The following is a 19450-nucleotide window of genomic DNA, read 5'->3' as shown; positions in this document are numbered from 1 at the left end:
AGGTGAAAGCCCATGCAGAAAATTTATTTGGTGCCAATAGATGGAAGTATAAATTGTGCCAAAGCAATCGATTTTGCCGTCGATTTGGCTTTACAGACTGGTTCGGCTATTAAATTGCTGAATGTCCAGCCAAAAGTCCATACACAATACGCTCATGCGAAAATAGGAACGAAAAAGCTGGAAAGCTACAAATTGGAAGAATCTGCACAAATCCTCGAAGAAGGATGCAAGCACGTTAAGGAAAGGGTAAAGGTAATCAGCAAAGTGAGGAATGGGCTGCCTGCCCAGGAAATATGTAAAGAAGCAGCAGATAATGATATTAGGGGGATTATCCTCGCACCGCGCAAACGAAAAAAAACGATAGGAAGTGTCACATTCAAAGTACTCCAGTTAACAGATACTCCTGTCATTATTCTCCCCGGATAAATGAGAAGCTGACCTCTGAAAAGATATAGAAGCAATGCCCCTCTGGCTGTCAATGGCCAGGGGCTGGTCTCCCGCCCGTTTATTGCTTATCTGGCGGGTTTTGGTTATAATGTGTTTAGCAAAAAAAGCATAGATAGTAAAGCCTGCAAGGGGAGCCATATGGCTGAGAGTGAACAATCTGTTCAGACCCTTAGAACCTGTTAGTTAATTCTAGCGTAGGGATGGTAGCGGTTTTGATGGTATAGTATGCAATGTGAGCGGGTCCTCCCATCAGGAAGCTTCCCCTTGGCATTGCTTTTTTTGTTGTTAAAAACAATCAATAGGGGAGGGATTTCATGAATTCGAAGAAAAATTTATTTTTAGTGGAAGTTGCTATTTTCTCAGCGCTGGCACTCGTGCTGGATATCGTACCGTTTTTGTCTTTCAAAATCTGGCCGCAGGGAGGATCTGTATCTCTGGCCATGATTCCAGTGTTTATTGTAGCATTCCGCTGGGGGCTAAAAGGTGGACTGTTGAGCGGCTTCTTATTTGGGATTTTTCAGATAGCTGTCGGACAAGCAATCATTGTGACTGCCTTGCAAGGTTTTATTGAATACGGCTTGGCTTTTACAGCATTGGGGATGGCAGGTATCTTCTCAAAACAAATCCAAACAGCGTTGACAGCAGGAAAAACTGCAAAACTATTTACTTTCGTGTCAATGGGTGTGCTGCTTGGCTGCGCTCTCCGTTTTTTAGGACACTTATGTGCCGGAGTAGTTTTCTTTGCTAATTACGCGCCAGAAGGTCAGCCGGTCTGGCTCTACTCCACTTTATATAATGGTTCTTATATGCTGCCAGCCTTTATTTTGAGCTCATTAGTTATAAGTTTCCTATTTTACAAGCAGCCTAGATTGATAGAAGCTTCTTAATGTAAATAGTGGGATTATACTGCTAGGTAATGGAATGCCTGGAATGTATGTTTATTCCTAAACCAAAAAGCCGGACACTATGCTTAAGTGTCCGGCTTTTTCATTTATAAAGTGTTTGTGAGAATCTGTTCTACGTTGTTGGTTTCAGTGACAATCAGCAGAACCTTGCCTTTATCCATTTCTTCTTCATAATTATCTGCTTCAACTTCGGATAAGCCGACTTCTTTTAGCTTAGTACGCAGCTCATCGCCTTTTTTGCTGAACATATTTCCGACAGCACTGCTTAAATCCATTTCGTTAAGACCGATGGTATTCGCTTCAGCGTTGTCAGCTATCCGTTTAGTACGTTCCTTATCATGACTGAGCACATACACATTGTTTTTATCTACGCCTTTTTGGCTAAGTTTGTTTACATCCTGCTGTAACTGTTCATCATTTGTATATTTCTTAATAAATGGTGCCATGTTATCGCCTCCTATAATAAGCTGTTTCATAGATAAAATACCCTTTATCCATAGATTGAAACTTTCATCCATTTTCACAAGTCATTATCAGCCGCTTATTGTTGATAACAGCCGCGTGTTTAAAATATGTTGAATTTATAGATGTTTAAGTTGCCGGTATCAGTTAAAATAAAATACAATAAAAGTAATAAGATGAGGAGGGACTTAGATGGATAAAAAACAGATTGTTGCTACTTTTTCCATCGTCGGGTTTGATCCTGCCACAGGAGAGCACGGCGTAGCAGTTCAATCGAAGTTTATAGCGGTTGGTTCAGTAGTGCCCTGGGCGAAAGCAGGGATTGGCGCTGTAGCCACACAAGCTTTTGGCAACCCTTCATTTGGACCGAGGGGTCTTGAATTGCTGGGAGCTGGCAAAACTCCTGATGAAGTCATCCAATTATTGCTCGAAAACGATCCGGATCGGGAGGAACGCCAAGTTGGAATCGTAGATGCTAAGGGGAATAGTGCTACATATACTGGAAAAAAATGTTTTGATTGGGCTGGCGGTATGCAGGGCGAAAATTATGCTGCCCAGGGAAATATTCTCGTTAATAAAGAAACAGTAACAGAGATGGGGAAGGCTTTTGAAACAGCGGAAGGCTCTCTAACCGACCGGTTGTTAAAATCCTTGCAAGCGGCACAGCAAGCAGGCGGAGACAGCCGCGGCAAACAGTCTGCCGCCATTTATGTCGTAAAAGAAAAAGGAGGCTACGGAGGGTTTAATGACCGTTTAGTCGACTTGCGGGTAGATGATCATCCAGAGCCTATCGATGAATTAATCCGGCTATATAAACTTCAACAGCTTTATTTTGGTGAAACCAAACAAGAAAATATTCTAACAATCGAAGGCTCCATCCGCCAAGAGGTCGCGGAAGCTTTAGTGAAAAAAGGGTACTTGGAAAACAAAGAAGTTTCCAATAGTAAATTTTACGAAGCTTTTACAACTTATCTTCATACCGAAAATTTCGAAGAAAGGGAATTGAAGAAAGGGAAAATTGACAAAGAGGTACTGGAGTTTATGAGAAATCTATAAATTAACCGTTCCTTTTGCTCGATAAGATAAGCAGCGGAAGGAACGGTTTTTTTGACCATATTGGATAGTAAACCGATGAACCGACGAAACAATGAAGATGCAAATCTGTACCGAGGGTTGCACCTATCCCATTTAGATTGCATAGGCTATAGCACTAATAGCTAGCAGCTTGGTCTTAGGGGGAAAATGGTATGGATTTGACTGTGTCTCACTGGCTATACGGTTTGTTCACCCTCCTTATTATCATAACGATGATATTCCGACGAGGGGTTGTCCTTCCGACATTATTAGGGACTTTTGTTGTGGCGTGGGTGTATAAGGCAAGTATTATCGGCGGATTCACCGCTATTTTTAATGCAAATCTAGTTGCTGCTAAAGAATTGTTCAATATTTTTCTGATCATTACATTTATGGTCGCTTTGCTTCATTCTTTAAAGGATCTGGATGCTGATCGACGGATGATACAGCCGTTGCAGAAAATCATGGTCAATGGCCATGTTTCTTTCTTCGTTTTAGTCTTTGTTACGTATATCATATCTTTATTTTTCTGGCCGACCCCAGCTGTACCGCTGATTTGTGCTTTATTAGTTCCGGCAGCAATCCGTGCTGGTCTCCCGGCGGCGGCTGCGGCGATGGCGGTTGCTCTTGCCGGACAGGGGATGGCATTATCATCCGATTATGTGATTCAAGTGGCGCCAGGTTTGTCAGCAGCATCAGCCGGTGTTGACGCTACAGCAGTATTAGAGAAGGGGTTAGTGCTTTCGCTTATCACTGGAGTAATTGCAATAACACTCGCTTACCTATTGAACCGTAAATATATCCGGTCTGCCCAAGATCCGCGCAATGGCTTGGAAATAAAAGAGATGCGGGGATTAAATGAAGACGATGAGCAGGGGAAAGACCATAGAGCTCTACCTATTTGGGGGAAAATATTTTCGGTTGTAGTCCCTCTTTCTATGCTGGCGGTAATGGTTTACATGATTTCTACGAAACTGACCTCAGGCCGGATGGGAGGGTATGAAGGGGGAGATGGCGCCGCCTTCATCGGCGGGGTTGCTGTTGTATTGCTGTTGTTATCAACTATTGCTTTTGGAAAACATCGGGCATTAGATTACATCAGTGAGCATATTACCAATGGGTTTGTTTTCGCTTTTAAAGCAATGGGACCCGTTATACCAATTGCTGGTTTCTTCTTTTTGGGCAGTTCGGACTTTTCAGGTTCCATTTTATCCATCCGTGAGGCAGAGTCGCCTTCTCTATTATTCGATTTAGTCCAGTCAAGCCAGACATTTCTTCCAGAGAGCGCAGTACTGGCAGCCTTTAGTATCTTAATTATTGGAATCATTACCGGCCTTGATGGTTCGGGTTTTTCTGGTCTGCCTTTGACTGGTGCATTATCAGGTGCTTTAGCTAATGGAACAATCGATCCTTCAGCTTTGGCAGCGATAGGTCAGATGGGATCTATCTGGACAGGTGGAGGAACGATTATTGCCTGGTCTTCTCTCGTTGCAATTGCCGGATTCTGCGGTGTCCCGGTAATGGAGCTTGTCCGTAAAAATTTCCTGCCAGTTATGGCTGGTTTGTTCTTATCCACCTTGCTTGCCCTGATTATATTCTAGCTGAGAAAATAAAGAGGGACTTATCTTCCTATTGGAGGAACATGTTCCTTTTTTTCTATGCGAATAGTGGATATTTTATTTTCCCGTCCCCGTTATGGTACGATGATTTTAAATAAAGGGATGCGATAGGTTTTACATAAGAATAAAGATGAGAGGAAGATTCGATGAAAGCTTTTGTCCATCAGGGGAAAGAACTTAAATATACGGATATTGCTGAGCAGCAGGTTATGAAAGGAAAAGTGAAGGTGCAGTTGAAAAGTGCCGGGCTCAATCACCGTGATTTAAATATACCGATCCGGAGAGGCGAACATCAAGAACCATTAGTGTTAGGTTCCGATGGCGCAGGCATTGTTGTGGAGGTTGGAGAAGGAGTTACCAGTGTTTCAGCAGGCGACGAAGTTATCTTAAACCCGGGGATCGGCTGGTTTAAAAACAGTGAAGCTCCCCCACAAGGGTTTGAGATATTAGGAATGCCTGATCACGGTTCTTTTGCTGAATTTATCACGATATCTTCTGGACAAGTGGAAAGAAAGCCTGAATATTTAAACTGGGACGAAGCTGGTGTATTGGCCCTGTCTGCTTTGACTGGTTACAGGGCGTTATTTACTAAAGGTGGAATCCAAGCTGGGGAAACCGTATTTATCCCTGGAGCAGGAAGCGGAGTAGCCACTTTTCTTATTCAATTCGCTAAGGCAGCTGGAGCTAAAGTAATCGTTACGTCCAGAAGCGAGAAAAAACAAAATAAAGCTGTTGAAATTGGGGCAGATAAGGCAATAGATACGAACAGTAATTGGCAGGATGAGTTGGCTGGCGAACAAATAGACCTAGTCATTGACAGTGTCGGCAGGGCAACGTTTAACCGGTCATTAGATATATTGAAAAAAGGTGGGAAAATCGTTAGCTTTGGTGCAACTACAGAAGATGAGATAACCATCAATATCCGTAAGTTCTTTTATGGGCAATATCAGCTTTTCGGCTCTACAATGGGGAGCCGGGAAGAACTAAGGGAATTGCTGCAATTTATGGAAAAGCATCAAATCCATCCTATAGTAGGAAGTGTTTTTGACTTAAAGGATACCGAAGCTGCATTTGATTATTTAGAAGCAGCTAAACAGTTTGGAAAGATAGCCCTACGTATAAGTTAAACAGGGCAGGGAGCAGTTTTGTTTTTTATAAACAAAGCTGCTCCCTATGTGTGTGTAAGTTTTTTTCTGCTTATTGATTAGTGGATTGCCCCTAACCTTTAGGTTTAAATAAAATTGCCCCAATCATCCCGAAGATGATAGCTGCTGAAATTCCCGAGCTTGTTACTTCAAACATTCCTGTGACGACACCGATTAATCCATGCTTTTCCGCTTCTTGCATAGCACCATGGACTAAGGAGTTGCCAAAGCTGGTAATCGGTACAGTTGCACCTGCTCCGGCAAAGTCAATCAGTGGTTCATATAGTCCAAACCCATCCAAAAGCGCTCCAACAACTACTAAGGAACTTAAAGTATGGGCAGGTGTCAATTTAAAAACATCGAACATTATTTGGCCGATAACACAAATGGCGCCTCCTACGACAAATGCCCAGAAATATATCATTGGCGATCACCTCCAGCTTCAATGGATACTGCATGTGCAATACAAGGAATTGATTCCTTCTGTTGGGTAGTCAAAGGGGATAGAAGAGCCCCGGTTGCCACTACAAGAATCCTGTTAAACTCGCCTTTCTTCATCCGATTGAGGAAATGGCCATAGGTGACTACTGCAGAACAGCCAGCACCGCTGGCTCCGGCATTTACCTGTTGATCTTTGTTGTATATGGTTAATCCGCAGTCCACATATTTACTTTCCTCCATTTGGACACCATGCTGTTTAAGTAAATCCAGGGAAACCTGTTGTCCGATTTGGCCAAGATCACCAGTGATAATTAAATCATAGTAAGATGCATCCACACCTAAGTCGGAAAAATGGGCTTCAATTGTATCAACTGCGGCTGGCGCCATGGCCCCTCCCATATTGAAAGGGTCATTAAGCCCCAGATCGATTACTTTTCCGATTGTTGCCGATGTTACTACAGGCCCGTCTCCGGAATGGCTGAGAAGAGCAGTTCCAGCTCCTGTCACCGTCCACTGGGCGGTCGGTGGTTTTTGGCCACCATATTCTGTCGGATAGCGAAACTGCTTTTCCACAGCGGCATTGTGGCTGGAAGCACCTGTAAGGATATAATCTGCACCTTGCGAATTAATTAAGTAGGCGCTCAATGCAAGGCCTTCCATTGATGTAGAACAAGCTCCAAACAATCCTAAATAAGGAATTCCCAGTGTCTTGGCAGAAAAACTGGTGGGAGTAATTTGGTTGATTAGGTCGCCAGCCAAATAAAATTGGATTTGTTCCTTACTAATTCCGGCCTTTTCGATAGCCTTTTGTCCAGCTTTTTCAAGTAATATTTTGTGCGCTTTCTCAAAGGAATCCTCACCCATATACAAATCATTATGAAGTAAATCAATATCCTTAGAAATATTGCCTTCCGCTTCAAAAGGACCGCCAGTAGTTCCGGTAGAGACAATCACCGGTTTATTGTTGAACTTCCATGAGCGCTGACCCGTCAGCATTATAGTCCACCCCATTGGATTAATATTGTTTTCACTAAGGCAATTATGAAAGCAGAGAACACACCGAATAAAATGACAGATCCGGCCAATTTAAACATATTACCTCCAACGCCTAATACAAAACCTTCGGTACGGTGCTCAATTGCCGCAGCGATAACTGCGTTACCGAACCCTGTAACAGGTACAGCCGATCCGGCACCGGCAAACTGGGCAATTTTATCGTAAATGCCGAACCCAGTTAGCAGCATGGTTAAGAATATCAGTGTAGCAACAGTCGGATTACCTACATTTTCTTCAGTGAAATGAAAAAAATGAATGTAGAAGGTTGATATCACTTGCCCGATGGTGCAAATCAAGCCGCCGATTAAAAAGGCGCGAATACAGTTTTTGATTAATGGTCTCTTTGTTTCTCTTTGTTTAGCGAACTCTTGATATTGTTGTTGATTTTTCTTTTTATTATTTGCCATTTATATCCCTCGTCCGTTAAGCTTGGTCATTTATAAGCTTTTTAATCTGGTTGTACTTTTTATCTAATTCCTTCTTGGAGATATCTTTTTTTTGTAAACGGCTTTCCAGTTTGTCGAGCTCTAAATAAATTTTTTTATCTGTAGATACTTGCACGTTTTTATCCGGATATTGCTTTTCTAAATCCGTGGTTATCTGTTTTTCCAATTTTTTCAGTCGAATCCTGTCTAATTGGCGAACCTCTATACCAATAAGTAAGTTTTTATCGGTATTAACCCCCCTTGAGCCAATCACTGCCTCATTTTTTAACGCTTTTCGTTTGGCGGCATTTGCCGGTTCCTGGCTTATTTCTGAATGGTGGCTGACTTGCGTTAAATCATAATTTTCATCTTGTTTGGCACTTCGTCCGTCTTCATCGCCAGTACAGGCAGATAAAATGCTAAATGTCAGACAGAAAAACAATAACGGGGGAAAAGTGAATAAATGCTTCATCGATATCACCTACGCTTTTTAAGTATCAGTTGTCAAAGGCTGGCGGGTAATTCCCTGCCAACCTTTGTTAAATAGACCCTTTTCCTTTGTTGTTTAATCCTTGTCGGAGATCCATTCGTGAACTACTAACTGAGTAATCTAATCTTAGAATGAGCTTTTTTGGGATAATTATTCTTTCATTTAGGAATCAAAGAAGACAAGAGGAAAAGAGTGGAGCAAATTGCTGTGGGGACAGGGAATGCTTAAAAATTGGAAAAAATTTAAAAAGCAATCGGAAGGAACATCCTTCCGATTGCTTTTACATGGAACAAGACTAAATATCATATTTGGTAGGCGGGGCCATAAAATCAGGTTCAATTGGTGATTTAATTGTTCTCAATAGTATTTCATCAATATCTTTCATTGTATCATCGTCAATTTTAAATCCCCCTAATTTTTCCAAAGGTTGTAATTGGTGAGGGCGGCGGGCACCCCATAATGAAACAGAAGAACCGGGCTGTTGCAGATTCCATTGCAGTGCCAGTTCCAGTACTGTCATGCTGAATCGATCTTGCGCCAAGTGATCAAGCTGTTTTACAGCCGAAAGATATTGCTCAAGTCTGGGCTGTTGAAATTTTGGGTCTTCCGATAAACGTATATCCCCTGCTTTAAAATTGCTTTCTCCGGTTATCTTGCCGGTAAGCAGCCCTCTTGTAAGCGAACTGTAAAAAAATGCTGTCAATTCTTTTTCTTCTGCATAGGCAAGCACGTTATTTTCGCTATCTCTTTCAAACAAATTATGAGGTGCTTGAATAGCGTGGACAGGGGCAGCTTCCCGGAAGATGTCCATTTGCTCCGGAGAGAAGTTACTAAGCCCTATCGCTCTGATTTTACCTTCATTATATAAATAGTTTAACGCTTCTGCCGTTTCATAAAAAGGAGTGTACGTATCAGGCCAATGAACATGATAAACATCTATATAATCTGTCTGTAGCCTGTCTAGCGATTTTTCTATATCTTTGTGAATATGCGCCTTAGAAGAATCACGGAACAATTGCCTGTTTTCCTTCCAGTTTAATCCAGTTTTGCTGGAAATAATTATCTCTTCCCGCGCGTAAGATTTTATTGCATTGCCGACGATTTCCTCTGCTTTTCCAAATCCGTGGCCAGGCGCAGTATCTATGACATTAATTCCTTTATCAAGGGCAGTATGAATCGTTTTTATGGCTTCTTGTTCGTTAGTTCCACCCCATTGAAATCCGCCAATTGCCCAGGTACCTAACCCAATTTTGCTCATTTCCATATCTATATGTTTTATTTTCGTTTTTTCCATGTTTCCACCTCCATCATTCTAAACACTCACTTTACTCGATTCCCGTTTTTAATTTTATTAAATCACAGAAAATATTTGGGAAAAAAATGAAACTTTCTTCCAGTGCTAAACGTCTATTTAATAGGATAATTTTAGTAGACTTAATTGGCACTAGAAGACAGAGGAGGGGGAAATATGTTTAAAAAAACGCTGTTAGTAGCAGCAATTATGGCAGTAATTGGGGCGGCAGCGGCCTACTGGTTAGCAGAAACCTCCAGTGCCAAGCTTGCTGAACCTGTTAAAGTCAATGAACAAGCTGATGATTTTATCATTCATGTTCAGGTAGAAAAGAAAGATAAAGGATTTCAGGTTCTGAGGTCTCTTGAATACATAGGAGAAGAACCGGTTGAACTGCTGCATCGTACCCCGTTAATTTCCCTTGATGTAAATCGTGAAATGAATGATTTCACTGGAAGTCCGGTTACAAAAGAGTTAGATCCGGGAGATGTATATCACCCCCAAGATCCTAAATTATTTAAGCCTCTAGATAAAGGGACACATACATTGTATATCACCTGTGAGTTTTACCTGAATGGTGAGCTGAAGAGTATTCAAACAGAGAAAGAAATGGTATTTGAATGAAGGAAACGGTGTTCGGAAGGGTTCCGAATGTTATTTTTCAAACACAGTCAGCTGGATTTTTTTCGTTTGTTTGTCGGATAAATGCCAATCTTTTAATGTTTTCTCTCCTTGGTTGGGAATTTCCGGGATAGTAATTGAAAGATGATCGCTGTCTTCCCATTTGGCAGATAAGATAGGCCACTGATAATTATTTTCAAACGGGGTATTTTTCTCTTGAGCCACGTAAAGCTGTTTCATGCCCTCCAGTTGGATCATAACTAACTTATCCCTTGTTAATTCAACTCCATCCATTGATTCTATTCTGCTAAATAACAACATAAGCTGTTTGTTATCCGGAGATACGGAAGCAGACTTAAATTTTGCAAGGTCAGCTGCTAAAAAAGAGCCACCTTGCTCTTGTTGATTTAAAAGAAGATAGGAACACGCATCCTCCCGGCAGGAAAATTGCAGTAAATAAATTGTGTCTTTATCTGGAATATCTACCCTTGTTAAAGACATACTTTCAATTTCCCTCTGCCTGTCTGGAATAATTGACAGGTAATTTTTCAAAATATCTACTTCATTCAGGTTTATCACAATCTGTTCATTAGGCAAGGTGAATTCGAGCAGGTTTTCTTCTTGTTCACTTTTTTCACCTTCCTGTTCCATTTCGACAAAAGCTGGCTTTTTTTCCGAATGGGCAGGCTGTTCCTCAGACTTAACTATAATTGATTGTGCTTCTTTATCTGAGCAACCCGAAATCAAAAACAGCAGGATAAACACAGACAGTATTATCATTTTCTTCATGCGGCCAACTCCTGTCACCTCAATTTTTTTATTACTCTCATTATACAAAAGATCATGGAAAACGGAAATCAAGCGGTCAAAATACACATTGTCTGCTGATGCTGCTATCTTGACGATTATCTGGAGAAGTTTCTTTTTTTTCTGTAGTGGTATGATTAATTTAGGGCTGTTAAAGACGAGCAATCTGGAAGATACCATTAATAATTGCAAGAAAGGTGCTGACAATGGGTGATTTAATTGACTTTGAGCAAAAGAAAACAAAGAAAAAATTAAAAGAAATAGCCCACGCGAAAGGAATTGTATACGAAATCTACTTGAGCGTTGTAAAGTATGTTTACAAATATGCGGATTCAGAAATGACAAATACAAGTGAATATCTGACAACCGAAGCAAGTTTAGCTGCATTGTATAAAGGTGATAGAGATCGTTTTGCCGCTACGTTAAAGGAACTTGCTAACTATTGGGAACTGGATCCGCCGCCTCAAAAAGAGGTACCGTATAATAGAGAGTTTGACGCTTTTCAGACGATAGGAGATCTTTGTGAGTTCATAGAACAAAAAGTGAATAAAGAAAAAAAATTATAGCTAACTAAAAAGGGCCTGCAAATTCGATGCAGGCCCTTTTCCTGAGTCGGAAAACTCTATTTAGGGAACGTATTTGACATGGAATAAGTGATTTACAGCTTATCGGCATCCTCGGTTTCATTGTGAGCCCCATGTTTAATATAGTCTTCATTCAATGTTTCTTCTTCCTCTATAGTCACAGTTGAATCATTGTTTTTTTGTTTGCCCCATTTTTCATAGTAAACAGCAACGCCGACAAGTAAGAGTACAAGGATGGACAAATAAACCCATATCATAAACAATCCTCCTAACGGTTTGCTTTTTTTTCATAGTTCCCTAAGAATTTGGATTCTAATCCTTATCGGTATCCAGCAGTCCTTCTCTAGGAGGGATGAATCAGGCAAAGTATGTTTGAATGAAAAAAATAAAGGAAAAATAACAGTATACCTGGACGGAAAGGGGATATATATGGCAGGAGAGTTATTTTCTTATCAAAAAGCAGAAAAATTATTGGACCCCCAACGGGAAGAAGTAGTGCCTATCGATCAAGTGATCGAATTATTAAACCTTCATGGAGATGAAAAAGTAATTGATTTGGGTGCCGGGAACGGATACCTGACTTTACCGATTGCTAAGGCGACGAAAGATCGGGTACTGGCAGTCGACATCCAGCAGGAAATGTTGGAAATTCTTGCTGATCGTGCCGCTGAACAAGGGTTGGAGAATGTAGACAGAATGCCAAGTGGGATTGACTACTTAAATTTTCCTGATGGTTCCTTTCAAAGGGGCGTCGCTTCTTTTGTCCTTTACGAGGTGGATGAATTGGGAAAAGCAATAACAGAAATACACCGAGTTATCAGTGAAGACGGCAGGCTGCTCATCGTTGAGTGGGAAAAGTCTGGGGATGAAGAAGGTCCCGTGATGGATGAACGGCTGCCCAAGGAAGTACTGATGGAAAAACTAAATGATGCGGGCTTTTCCGTTACTTCCGGTAGTATGAATAGTAACGTTTATTATATCGTGGCTGAAAAAGAAAAAGCAGTATGAAGCATTATTTACATTTGCCTTTGGTCGCACATCCCTGTTGGACCAGACAAAAACTTTCAGTCTAAAGTATGAGAAGGATTCCTTCTCATAGTCGTTCAGATAAATATTCCCGCTTCTTATAATGAAAGTAGGAAATAAGAGGTGGGAAAATTGATAATATCTGTATATGAGTTGGAAAAGGAAATAGAGCGAAAGAAAGTTAAAAAGGATTAATGCCGGCGAAGGCAGAAATGGACTTGTTCTCGAACCATCGAGAATGGTCTTTTTTTTTTTGTAAAGTCTTATAGCTGTCATTTTCCGGTTCATACTAAGTAAGTCAGCAAGAAAGACTTTTGTCCTGGTAAGTTTGTAATTTGTACGTTTACCAACTTATATAAGAGGAATTAAGTTAGTACCGGGCCTTAAGAAGGAAAGGATGAGAACAATGAACCTATTTAGAAAACTGGACAAGATACAGGCTGGAATAGAGAGGTGGATTATCATATGTGCCATTTTTGGTATGACCCTAATATTGCTTGCAAATGTGTTTGCCCGGACTATAGGGAATAGTTTAACCTTTGCAGAAGAACTGGGGCAGTTTTTCATCATTATTGTAACGTTTATCGGGCTAAGTTACTGTGCCAGAAGGGGAAGGCATTTGAAAATGACTGCTATAGTAGAGTTTTTGCCATTTAAGGTGAGAAAAATTCTCGTGCTGATCATTACAGCAACTACTTCTTTATTACTTTTTTATCTATTCTATCTATCAGCTGATTACACCATAACCCTTTATCAATTAGGCCGTGTAACTGCTGCATTAAGGTTTCCCGTTTACTTAATTACTTTGTTTATACCGATTGGCTTTTTCTTTTCCGGTGTTCAATATTTACGGGAATTCTGGCTTAATTATCGGTATAAAGATGAAATGATTGATGGAACCGAAGATCCTACATGGAAGCGAGAGGAGGCTGACATTAAATGATTTGGATGCTGCTCGGCATTATGTTTTTACTTTTGTTTTTAGGATATCCAATCATGGTTCCATTGTTTGTGGCTCCGTTGGCAGTAGCTTTAACCTTTTTTCCGGAGTTAAATCCAATGGTACTTGTACAACAATTTTCGATAGGGATTCAGACGTTTGTTCTGTTAGCAGTACCAATGTTCATTTTTGCTGCAGATATCATGTCTTCCGGTAAGACGTCTACACGGCTGTTAGACCTTGTCGGCAGCTTTATCGGTCATATTCGCGGAGGATACGCGATAACTACCGCAGCAGCTTGTGCAATGTTTGGCTCGATTTCTGGATCGACCCAGGCAACTGTAGTTGCAGTCGGTAAACCGACTAGGCAACGGCTAAAAGATATCGGTTATAGCGATAAGCAAGCCATCCCATTAATCATCAATGCCAGTGACCTTGCGCTGATGATTCCGCCCAGCATTGCTATGATCGTATACGGTGTAGTAACAGGTACATCTGTTGGGGAATTATTTATTGCCGGTATATTGCCGGGTATTATTATTTTCTTTTTCTTTGCGCTTTACAGCTATTTTCTAGCCAGCTTCAAGAAGCTGGGGAACGATAACAAGGCTTCCTGGAAACAGCGGGGCAGGGCTTTAAAAAGGGCTATTTTACCACTCGGTTTTCCTATAGTGATAATCGGCGGAATTTACTTAGGTATTTTTAGTCCCACGGAGGCTGCTGCCATTTCTGTTTTATATGCTTTTATGTTGGAAGTAGTCATCTACAGGGATGTAAAAATAAAAGATTTGCCAAAAATAGCAGAGTCGACAGCTATTGTAACTGCCGCCGTATTTATTTTAGTGGCGGCCGGTACTGCGCTGAGCTGGGTGCTTGCTTACGCCAAACTTCCCCAGGAAATAACGGAAGCAGTACTTGGAAATGATCCGTCTGCAACCTATGTATTATTCATTGTGGCTATCTTCTTTTTTGTTGGTTGTATGTTTGTAGATCCATTAGTCGTTATTTTGATATTGACGCCGATTTTTTATCCTGTTGCCATCGATGCTGGAGTCGATCCTATAGCGTTAGGCGTGATTGTAACATTGCAGGCGGCCATCGGGTCTGCTACCCCGCCATTCGGAGTGGATATCTTTACTGCGATAGCCGTTTTTCAACAACCATATAAAGAAATTATAAAGGGCATTTGGCCGTATATCTTGATATTAATGGCTGCGTCAGCGCTATTTATATTATTTCCGGAAATTATTACTTCCTACCAAATCTTTTACTCGGAATAGAGAGAAGGTGACTTTATGAAAAAAATAATCATCGTTATGACAATTACATTGATGACCATTGTGTTAGCTTCCTGTGGATCAGGAGGAACAGAGACATCAAGAGGAGAAAATTCTCCTGAATATGTATTCCGGTTTGCCCATGAAGAATCACCAGATTCTGTACAAAATACGTACGCAGAGGAATTCAAAAAAATTATCGAAAAAAAATCTGAAGGAAATATCAAAATTGAAATTTATCCAGTCGGCCAGCTTGGCAATGCCACCACACAGGCTGAACTGCTCCAGATAGGCGCTATCGACTTTGCAATTATATCACCTGGAAACATCGGAACCATCGTCCCTGAGTCACAAGTGCTTTTGTTGCACTTCTTGTTTTCGGATGATATGCAAGTAAATAAACAAATCCTGAATAATAGTGAAGCATTGTATGGGCCTCTTGCAGAACAATTCGAAGAAAAGAAAATTAAGGTGCTTTCTTATTGGACGGAAGGATTCAATCATTGGACAACCCAAACAAAAGTGGAAGAACCGGATGATTTCTCGGGGATGAAATTCCGGACAATGCCATCCCCGCTTATTGTTTCTTCTTATGAACAATATGGAGCTAACCCTACACCTGTACCATATGAACAAGTGTACAGCGGTTTGCAGTTGAACATGATTGAAGGACAGACAAATCCTCTATTTGCGATCGAGCAAATGAAATTTTACGAAGTTCAGAAGTACTTGACATTGTCCAAGCACTCCTTATATACAACAACAACTGCGGTGAATCCGGATTTGTATAATGAGGTACCAAACGATGTCCGGAGAATGATTGACGACACAATTGAGGAAATGAAGGATAAGGCTTTTGACATTCAAGCTGAAACAAACCAGCAGGCATTGGATGAAATTGAGAAAAACAGCAATATTGAGATTACTGAGTTATCTGCTGAACAAAGAGAGTCGTTCAGAGATGCTGGCGAGCCCGTCAGGAATCAGTATGTTGAACAAGTAGGAGGATCAGCCCAGGAAATACTTGATAAGCTTGAAGAAGAAATGAACAAAGCCAGTGACGGCGAAAACTAGTTAAACAGCCGGAATCGCGTCTTGCGGTTCCGGCTGTTTTTTTGTTTAAAAATAAAATGGCTTGCCATTGGGGATGCTGTGTTTTGTTTGTGATATTAATGGAAGTAATAATCGGCCAACTAGAGCGAATAACTAACAAAACCCGCTTTTATTAAGCGGGTTTTGTCGAGTAAAGATGGAGAAAAGGAATGATTATATATGATAAACTTCTCAAAAGAAGTTACCAACGATTACTTAAATGACAATGGAGATTCCCTTTTCAGTTTTATGTCTATTTCTGATTTGTGATTTTTTTACATTTTTATTTAAGAGTTTCTTAAACTGCTGATAACAGTTATCAGGATCTTTTCCATCAATGATGACAACCAGCGGTTGCTTTGTTGTGGCGACCAGAAAAAATGACAATAGCTTGGGGAAATTACCGGCATCTGCAATTTGGTTGTCCTGGTATAAATATATGTCATGATCACTTTTAACAGTAAAACGATAAAGTTCCATGATTTCCTGTGTTGTTAACTGATAAGTCAGATCTACTTGATAGGATGTAATTTCTTTCAAGGTAATCACCTCTCCGTTTGATAATGTATTTTTTCTATTGATCAAGTTAAAAGTTTATAAGTAAACGAAGCAAATACGCGGCCGCTAACTTTTTCTGTGTTGGTATATAGATACCCTTTTGTACCATGACCGAAACCTTTATACTTAATAAAAGATAGTCAAAAAGTAAGGTTTAAAAGGGAATGGGAACGGGTTGGCTGCAAACCTGTGTAAGATAGCCAAACAGCCCAGGTAATTAATTTCACCCCCGTTTCTAAAAGGGGTCATATTTTGATAAACTTATTAGTGTGAACGCAGATTGATTAAATGAACTTATAAAAAATGTCGATGTCTGAGTAAAAGAAAGAGGATTTATACTTGAGTTTATCGAAATAATCGTTATAAACATTCATGATCGTGGAAATATCGACTGTAGTGGCGAAAAATCGGGTAACGCCCCTGTTATTAAAATTGGAGAAGACTGATTCAAGCGAATGCCTCACAGGTCATAATAAAAATCTCAGGAGGAAAACATGAAAACTTTTAAACTTATTTCCCTTGATGTACTCGAAGACAAACCAGCAGAAATACGCCCGAGAAATATTCCATTACTTGATGGACTTATCATCAACCGGGAAGACGACAAAAATCATTGGATACTCGAAGCATATCTTGATCATTCATATACTAGTTATTTCCGGGACTTGAAAAAGGAAAATGACAAAATCATGTTACAAGCAAAGATTACGAAGGAAAGCAACCAGCCGGCAACGTTCATGGCTTCGATTCTTGATATCAATGATATAGGTGAACATATAAATGTGTTGTTTCTTAGCACATTAGTCGATAGGAAAAAAAGTGAGATCGAGAAAACGTTAAAATCGTTAATAGAAGAAGGGTACCAGGGCGACGAACTGCTGGATGAGTTTAAGGATCGCGTATAGGTGTACCTGACATGAGCAGATATCTGTGTTCAATCCAACCGATAACCGACTCCCAACTGCTGCCCAGGGCTTGAAAGGGCGCACCAATAACTAGTGTGGATTCAGAAGGAATAAGACATTGACTATAACTACCAGCTATGATTAAGTTAAAATAATAAATCGTTTGATAGCAAGATGCAGAATGTGAATCATTATCCATCTACCATAAAGGATAAGTTTTTCCCCTTGAAAATTATGGGAAGAGAGCCAAGAGTATAGAGCAATGGTAGCAATAATATCAGGAGGGCAAATAGAAATGTCGCTGACACCCAAGGAAGAGAAGTTACCTATTCACTATGGGCTTTTAGAACATCTGCAAGATGCTATCCTCATCGTCGACGAAAATGGCCTTATTATTGATGGAAATGCGCCTGCTTTTAAATTGCTGGGCATGTCATCATCACAGCCTTACTCCATCAATGATTTCTTCGATTTTAATAGTATGAAGGATAAAGAAAAGACTATTGCCATACATAAACAAAATAAGAGCCCCTATACAAATTATCAAATAAAAAGCTTTTGTATTTCTGCAGAAGCATCCTCAGCCAAGCCTATCTATGTGCTGATTCTGCAACAGGAGCTCACAGAAACCACTGCGGCTGTGAAAAGCCGAATAGGACAATGGACGAATTTAAGTGAAGAAGGTCTGGTCTTGTTCGACGGCGAATCAATTATCGACTGCGACCCGACCTTTGCCAGAATCTTCGGGATTTCCATCAATTCACTAAAATGTATCCCTGTTTCGGAATTGTTTTTGGAAGATAGTGAAACTTTATTTACTGAAACTTCTTTACCCTCCACCTATCGATTTACTGGTGTCAGAGGTAACCGTTCGCAACTCCATCTTGAGTTGAGAGTGATGGAATATCCACTTCAGGGCAGAGTTATAAGGGCTGCACTAGTTCAAGATGTAACCGATCGAGTCGAGAATGAACGGAAAATTGAATATACAGCTTACTATGATGAACTAACGGATTTGCCTAATCGCAATTACTTTAATAAAGTGTTAAAAGATGCAATAGAAGAAACAGGAACTGATAAAGAGAACCTGGCTGTTTATTTTGTTGACTTGGATTATTTTAAACAAGTAAATGATACGCTTGGTTATTCCTTTGGGGACGAGCTGCTCAAAGCCTGTGGAAGGAAGCTGAAGGGTTTGCTGGATGAAGCTACATTTGCAGCCCGGATGGGCGGCGATGAGTTTCTGTTATTACAAAAAGGATATAAAACGAGAAAAGAAGTAGAAGCTTATGCCCAATTAATCATCGACGCTTTTGAACAGCCTATTTTCATAGAGGAGTATGAAATTTACATAACGGTAAGTATTGGCATTAGTTTGTATCCATACAGCGGGATCACAGTAAATGAATTAATAAAACAGGCCGATTCGGCTATGTATGTCACCAAGGAAAAATATAGAAATAACTATAAAGTTTATGATTCTTCTATTACTGAAAATTTCAAAGAAATGCTTTCACTGGAACTCGAATTGCGGAAAGCATTAAAAGAGGAGCAGTTTGAACTGCATTACCAGCCGCAGAAAGATATTCAAACGGGGGAAATTGTCGGATTCGAAGCTTTGTTGCGCTGGGACCACCCAACAAAAGGATACATTCCGCCAAGCAAGTTCATCCCTCTGGCAGAAAAAACTGGTTTAATTATCGATATTGGAGAATGGGTGTTGAGAGAAGCATGCCTCCAAAACAAAAAATGGCATGATCAGGGCTGTTATCAAGGAGTGGTCGGGGTTAATTTGTCAGCCAAGCAATTTCACCAAAAGGATTTGGCGGGAAAAATAAGAAACATTTTGAAGGAAACAGGATTAAACGCCGAGTATTTAGAATTGGAAATAACTGAAAGCGCGGCAATGACTAATGAGGAATCGATTCTGGACACACTCCTTCGCTTAAGAGACTTGGGAGTTCATGTATCAATTGATGATTTTGGGACTGGTTATTCTTCCTTAAAGTATTTAAGTTTGTTTCCAATAAGTAAATTGAAAATTGACAAATTATTCATATCAGATAATCAAACACAAAACCAGGCGATAGTTAAATCAATAATCCATATGTCACACTCCCTGAAAATGAAAGTAATCGCCGAAGGGGTAGAAACCAAGGAACAATTACTGTTTTTGCAAAACGAAAAGTGTGATGAAATCCAAGGCTTTTATTTTTATAAACCACTTCCATTAAAGGAAGCCGACAGCCTTTTGGCCCGCATTCAATAAGGCTGGATACTCGATA

At 40.4% G+C, this 19450-nt stretch carries 22 protein-coding genes and 1 riboswitch; of the genes, 13 read left to right on the top strand and 9 right to left on the bottom strand.

What is annotated here, in order from left to right:
* The first annotated feature begins 12 nt into the window (after positions 1-12).
* Both BLR93_RS03180 and thiT read left to right on the top strand, forming a co-directional pair.
* A complete protein-coding gene (locus BLR93_RS03180) occupies positions 13-426 on the top strand; it encodes a universal stress protein (RefSeq protein ID WP_093211142.1) in 414 nt (137 codons plus the stop codon).
* Positions 427-564: 138 nt separating this feature from the next.
* Positions 565-666: riboswitch (TPP riboswitch) on the top strand.
* Between the two features lie 95 nt (positions 667-761).
* Positions 762-1334 (top strand): energy-coupled thiamine transporter ThiT, encoded by a 573-nt coding sequence (gene thiT / locus BLR93_RS03175; RefSeq protein WP_093211140.1) that lies wholly within the window; start codon positions 762-764, stop codon positions 1332-1334.
* A gap of 104 nt (positions 1335-1438) precedes the next feature.
* Here the strand turns inward: thiT and BLR93_RS03170 are convergent, their stop codons facing one another.
* Positions 1439-1798, bottom strand: coding sequence for a YflT domain-containing protein (locus tag BLR93_RS03170; protein WP_093211138.1), 360 nt, complete (start codon positions 1796-1798; stop codon positions 1439-1441).
* Positions 1799-2006: 208 nt separating this feature from the next.
* On the opposite strand from BLR93_RS03170, the gene BLR93_RS03165 reads away from it, so the two are divergent.
* From BLR93_RS03165 to BLR93_RS03155, 3 genes are all read left to right on the top strand, one after another.
* Complete coding sequence (locus tag BLR93_RS03165) at positions 2007-2870, top strand: DUF1028 domain-containing protein (RefSeq protein WP_093211136.1); 864 nt, start codon at positions 2007-2009, stop codon at positions 2868-2870.
* 191 nt (positions 2871-3061) lie between these two features.
* A complete protein-coding gene (locus tag BLR93_RS03160) occupies positions 3062-4489 on the top strand; it encodes a hypothetical protein (RefSeq protein ID WP_093211134.1) in 1428 nt (475 codons plus the stop codon).
* A 164-nt stretch (positions 4490-4653) separates the two neighbouring features.
* The gene (locus tag BLR93_RS03155) at positions 4654-5634 is read left to right on the top strand and encodes a zinc-binding dehydrogenase (protein WP_093211132.1); all 981 of its coding nucleotides are present in this window, start codon (positions 4654-4656) and stop codon (positions 5632-5634) included.
* Between the two features lie 91 nt (positions 5635-5725).
* On the opposite strand, the gene spoVAE is transcribed toward BLR93_RS03155, so the two are convergent.
* The 5 genes from spoVAE to BLR93_RS03130 all read right to left on the bottom strand — a co-directional run bounded on the left by spoVAE (position 5726) and on the right by BLR93_RS03130 (position 9358).
* Positions 5726-6076 carry a stage V sporulation protein AE gene (gene spoVAE, locus BLR93_RS03150; RefSeq protein ID WP_093211130.1) on the bottom strand — a complete coding sequence of 117 codons (351 nt, stop codon included), beginning with the start codon at positions 6074-6076 and terminating at the stop codon, positions 5726-5728.
* Entirely contained in the window at positions 6073-7089 is a 1017-nt protein-coding gene (gene spoVAD / locus BLR93_RS03145; RefSeq protein ID WP_093211128.1) for a stage V sporulation protein AD, read from the bottom strand. Before spoVAD ends, spoVAE begins: the two co-directional genes overlap by 4 nt.
* Entirely contained in the window at positions 7089-7556 is a 468-nt protein-coding gene (spoVAC, locus tag BLR93_RS03140; RefSeq protein WP_093211126.1) for a stage V sporulation protein AC, read from the bottom strand. The genes spoVAD and spoVAC overlap by 1 nt, the downstream gene beginning before the upstream one ends.
* 16 nt (positions 7557-7572) lie before the next feature.
* Complete coding sequence (locus BLR93_RS03135) at positions 7573-8046, bottom strand: YhcN/YlaJ family sporulation lipoprotein (protein ID WP_093211124.1); 474 nt, start codon at positions 8044-8046, stop codon at positions 7573-7575.
* A 313-nt stretch (positions 8047-8359) separates the two neighbouring features.
* Positions 8360-9358: an aldo/keto reductase gene (locus BLR93_RS03130; RefSeq protein ID WP_093211122.1), complete on the bottom strand. Its 999-nt coding sequence runs from the start codon at positions 9356-9358 to the stop codon at positions 8360-8362.
* Positions 9359-9532: 174 nt separating this feature from the next.
* Here BLR93_RS03130 and BLR93_RS03125 point away from each other — a divergent pair, with 174 nt between their 5' ends.
* Complete coding sequence (locus BLR93_RS03125) at positions 9533-9979, top strand: hypothetical protein (RefSeq protein WP_093211120.1); 447 nt, start codon at positions 9533-9535, stop codon at positions 9977-9979.
* A 30-nt stretch (positions 9980-10009) separates the two neighbouring features.
* Here BLR93_RS03125 and BLR93_RS03120 read toward each other — a convergent pair whose 3' ends face one another.
* Positions 10010-10765, bottom strand: coding sequence for a hypothetical protein (locus BLR93_RS03120; RefSeq protein ID WP_093211118.1), 756 nt, complete (start codon positions 10763-10765; stop codon positions 10010-10012).
* A gap of 224 nt (positions 10766-10989) precedes the next feature.
* Here BLR93_RS03120 and BLR93_RS03115 point away from each other — a divergent pair, with 224 nt between their 5' ends.
* Positions 10990-11349, top strand: a complete 360-nt coding sequence (locus BLR93_RS03115; protein WP_093211116.1) for a hypothetical protein — start codon at positions 10990-10992, stop codon at positions 11347-11349.
* Between the two features lie 92 nt (positions 11350-11441).
* On the opposite strand, the gene BLR93_RS03110 is transcribed toward BLR93_RS03115, so the two are convergent.
* Positions 11442-11624, bottom strand: coding sequence for a hypothetical protein (locus BLR93_RS03110; RefSeq protein WP_093211114.1), 183 nt, complete (start codon positions 11622-11624; stop codon positions 11442-11444).
* A 172-nt stretch (positions 11625-11796) separates the two neighbouring features.
* On the opposite strand from BLR93_RS03110, the gene BLR93_RS03105 reads away from it, so the two are divergent.
* The 4 genes from BLR93_RS03105 to BLR93_RS03090 all read left to right on the top strand — a co-directional run bounded on the left by BLR93_RS03105 (position 11797) and on the right by BLR93_RS03090 (position 15684).
* On the top strand, positions 11797-12375 hold the full coding sequence (locus BLR93_RS03105; RefSeq protein WP_139184378.1) for a class I SAM-dependent methyltransferase: 579 nt from the start codon (positions 11797-11799) through the stop codon (positions 12373-12375).
* Positions 12376-12799: 424 nt separating this feature from the next.
* The gene (locus BLR93_RS03100) at positions 12800-13336 is read left to right on the top strand and encodes a TRAP transporter small permease (RefSeq protein WP_175559219.1); all 537 of its coding nucleotides are present in this window, start codon (positions 12800-12802) and stop codon (positions 13334-13336) included.
* A complete protein-coding gene (locus tag BLR93_RS03095) occupies positions 13333-14613 on the top strand; it encodes a TRAP transporter large permease (RefSeq protein WP_093211108.1) in 1281 nt (426 codons plus the stop codon). Before BLR93_RS03100 ends, BLR93_RS03095 begins: the two co-directional genes overlap by 4 nt.
* 15 nt (positions 14614-14628) lie before the next feature.
* A complete protein-coding gene (locus BLR93_RS03090) occupies positions 14629-15684 on the top strand; it encodes a DctP family TRAP transporter solute-binding subunit (protein ID WP_093211106.1) in 1056 nt (351 codons plus the stop codon).
* A gap of 234 nt (positions 15685-15918) precedes the next feature.
* Here the strand turns inward: BLR93_RS03090 and BLR93_RS03085 are convergent, their stop codons facing one another.
* Positions 15919-16242 (bottom strand): hypothetical protein, encoded by a 324-nt coding sequence (locus BLR93_RS03085; RefSeq protein WP_093211104.1) that lies wholly within the window; start codon positions 16240-16242, stop codon positions 15919-15921.
* A 512-nt stretch (positions 16243-16754) separates the two neighbouring features.
* Here BLR93_RS03085 and BLR93_RS03080 point away from each other — a divergent pair.
* Positions 16755-17165: a YwpF-like family protein gene (locus BLR93_RS03080; RefSeq protein WP_093211102.1), complete on the top strand. Its 411-nt coding sequence runs from the start codon at positions 16755-16757 to the stop codon at positions 17163-17165.
* Between the two features lie 262 nt (positions 17166-17427).
* Positions 17428-19434 (top strand): EAL domain-containing protein, encoded by a 2007-nt coding sequence (locus BLR93_RS03075; protein WP_093211100.1) that lies wholly within the window; start codon positions 17428-17430, stop codon positions 19432-19434.
* The last annotated feature ends 16 nt before the right edge of the window (positions 19435-19450 follow it).

It is taken from the genome of Sediminibacillus albus (genome assembly GCF_900101125.1).
GTDB classification, from domain to species: Bacteria; Bacillota; Bacilli; order Bacillales; family Amphibacillaceae; genus Sediminibacillus; species Sediminibacillus albus.
This window is presented reverse-complemented; position numbering and strand designations above follow the sequence as displayed.

Bases quoted from the DNA above. Each gene is read 5' to 3' on its own strand.
- BLR93_RS03180 (WP_093211142.1), top strand. From the start codon at position 13: ATGCAGAAAATTTATTTGGTGCCAATAGATGGAAGTATAAATTGTGCC.
- thiT (WP_093211140.1), top strand. From the start codon at position 762: ATGAATTCGAAGAAAAATTTATTTTTAGTGGAAGTTGCTATTTTCTCA.
- BLR93_RS03170 (WP_093211138.1), bottom strand. From the start codon at position 1,798: ATGGCACCATTTATTAAGAAATATACAAATGATGAACAGTTACAGCAG.
- BLR93_RS03165 (WP_093211136.1), top strand. From the start codon at position 2,007: ATGGATAAAAAACAGATTGTTGCTACTTTTTCCATCGTCGGGTTTGAT.
- BLR93_RS03160 (WP_093211134.1), top strand. From the start codon at position 3,062: ATGGATTTGACTGTGTCTCACTGGCTATACGGTTTGTTCACCCTCCTT.
- BLR93_RS03155 (WP_093211132.1), top strand. From the start codon at position 4,654: ATGAAAGCTTTTGTCCATCAGGGGAAAGAACTTAAATATACGGATATT.
- spoVAE (WP_093211130.1), bottom strand. From the start codon at position 6,076: ATGATATATTTCTGGGCATTTGTCGTAGGAGGCGCCATTTGTGTTATC.
- spoVAD (WP_093211128.1), bottom strand. From the start codon at position 7,089: ATGCTGACGGGTCAGCGCTCATGGAAGTTCAACAATAAACCGGTGATT.
- spoVAC (WP_093211126.1), bottom strand. From the start codon at position 7,556: ATGGCAAATAATAAAAAGAAAAATCAACAACAATATCAAGAGTTCGCT.
- BLR93_RS03135 (WP_093211124.1), bottom strand. From the start codon at position 8,046: ATGAAGCATTTATTCACTTTTCCCCCGTTATTGTTTTTCTGTCTGACA.
- BLR93_RS03130 (WP_093211122.1), bottom strand. From the start codon at position 9,358: ATGGAAAAAACGAAAATAAAACATATAGATATGGAAATGAGCAAAATT.
- BLR93_RS03125 (WP_093211120.1), top strand. From the start codon at position 9,533: ATGTTTAAAAAAACGCTGTTAGTAGCAGCAATTATGGCAGTAATTGGG.
- BLR93_RS03120 (WP_093211118.1), bottom strand. From the start codon at position 10,765: ATGAAGAAAATGATAATACTGTCTGTGTTTATCCTGCTGTTTTTGATT.
- BLR93_RS03115 (WP_093211116.1), top strand. From the start codon at position 10,990: ATGGGTGATTTAATTGACTTTGAGCAAAAGAAAACAAAGAAAAAATTA.
- BLR93_RS03110 (WP_093211114.1), bottom strand. From the start codon at position 11,624: ATGATATGGGTTTATTTGTCCATCCTTGTACTCTTACTTGTCGGCGTT.
- BLR93_RS03105 (WP_139184378.1), top strand. From the start codon at position 11,797: ATGGCAGGAGAGTTATTTTCTTATCAAAAAGCAGAAAAATTATTGGAC.
- BLR93_RS03100 (WP_175559219.1), top strand. From the start codon at position 12,800: ATGAACCTATTTAGAAAACTGGACAAGATACAGGCTGGAATAGAGAGG.
- BLR93_RS03095 (WP_093211108.1), top strand. From the start codon at position 13,333: ATGATTTGGATGCTGCTCGGCATTATGTTTTTACTTTTGTTTTTAGGA.
- BLR93_RS03090 (WP_093211106.1), top strand. From the start codon at position 14,629: ATGAAAAAAATAATCATCGTTATGACAATTACATTGATGACCATTGTG.
- BLR93_RS03080 (WP_093211102.1), top strand. From the start codon at position 16,755: ATGAAAACTTTTAAACTTATTTCCCTTGATGTACTCGAAGACAAACCA.
- BLR93_RS03075 (WP_093211100.1), top strand. From the start codon at position 17,428: ATGGTAGCAATAATATCAGGAGGGCAAATAGAAATGTCGCTGACACCC.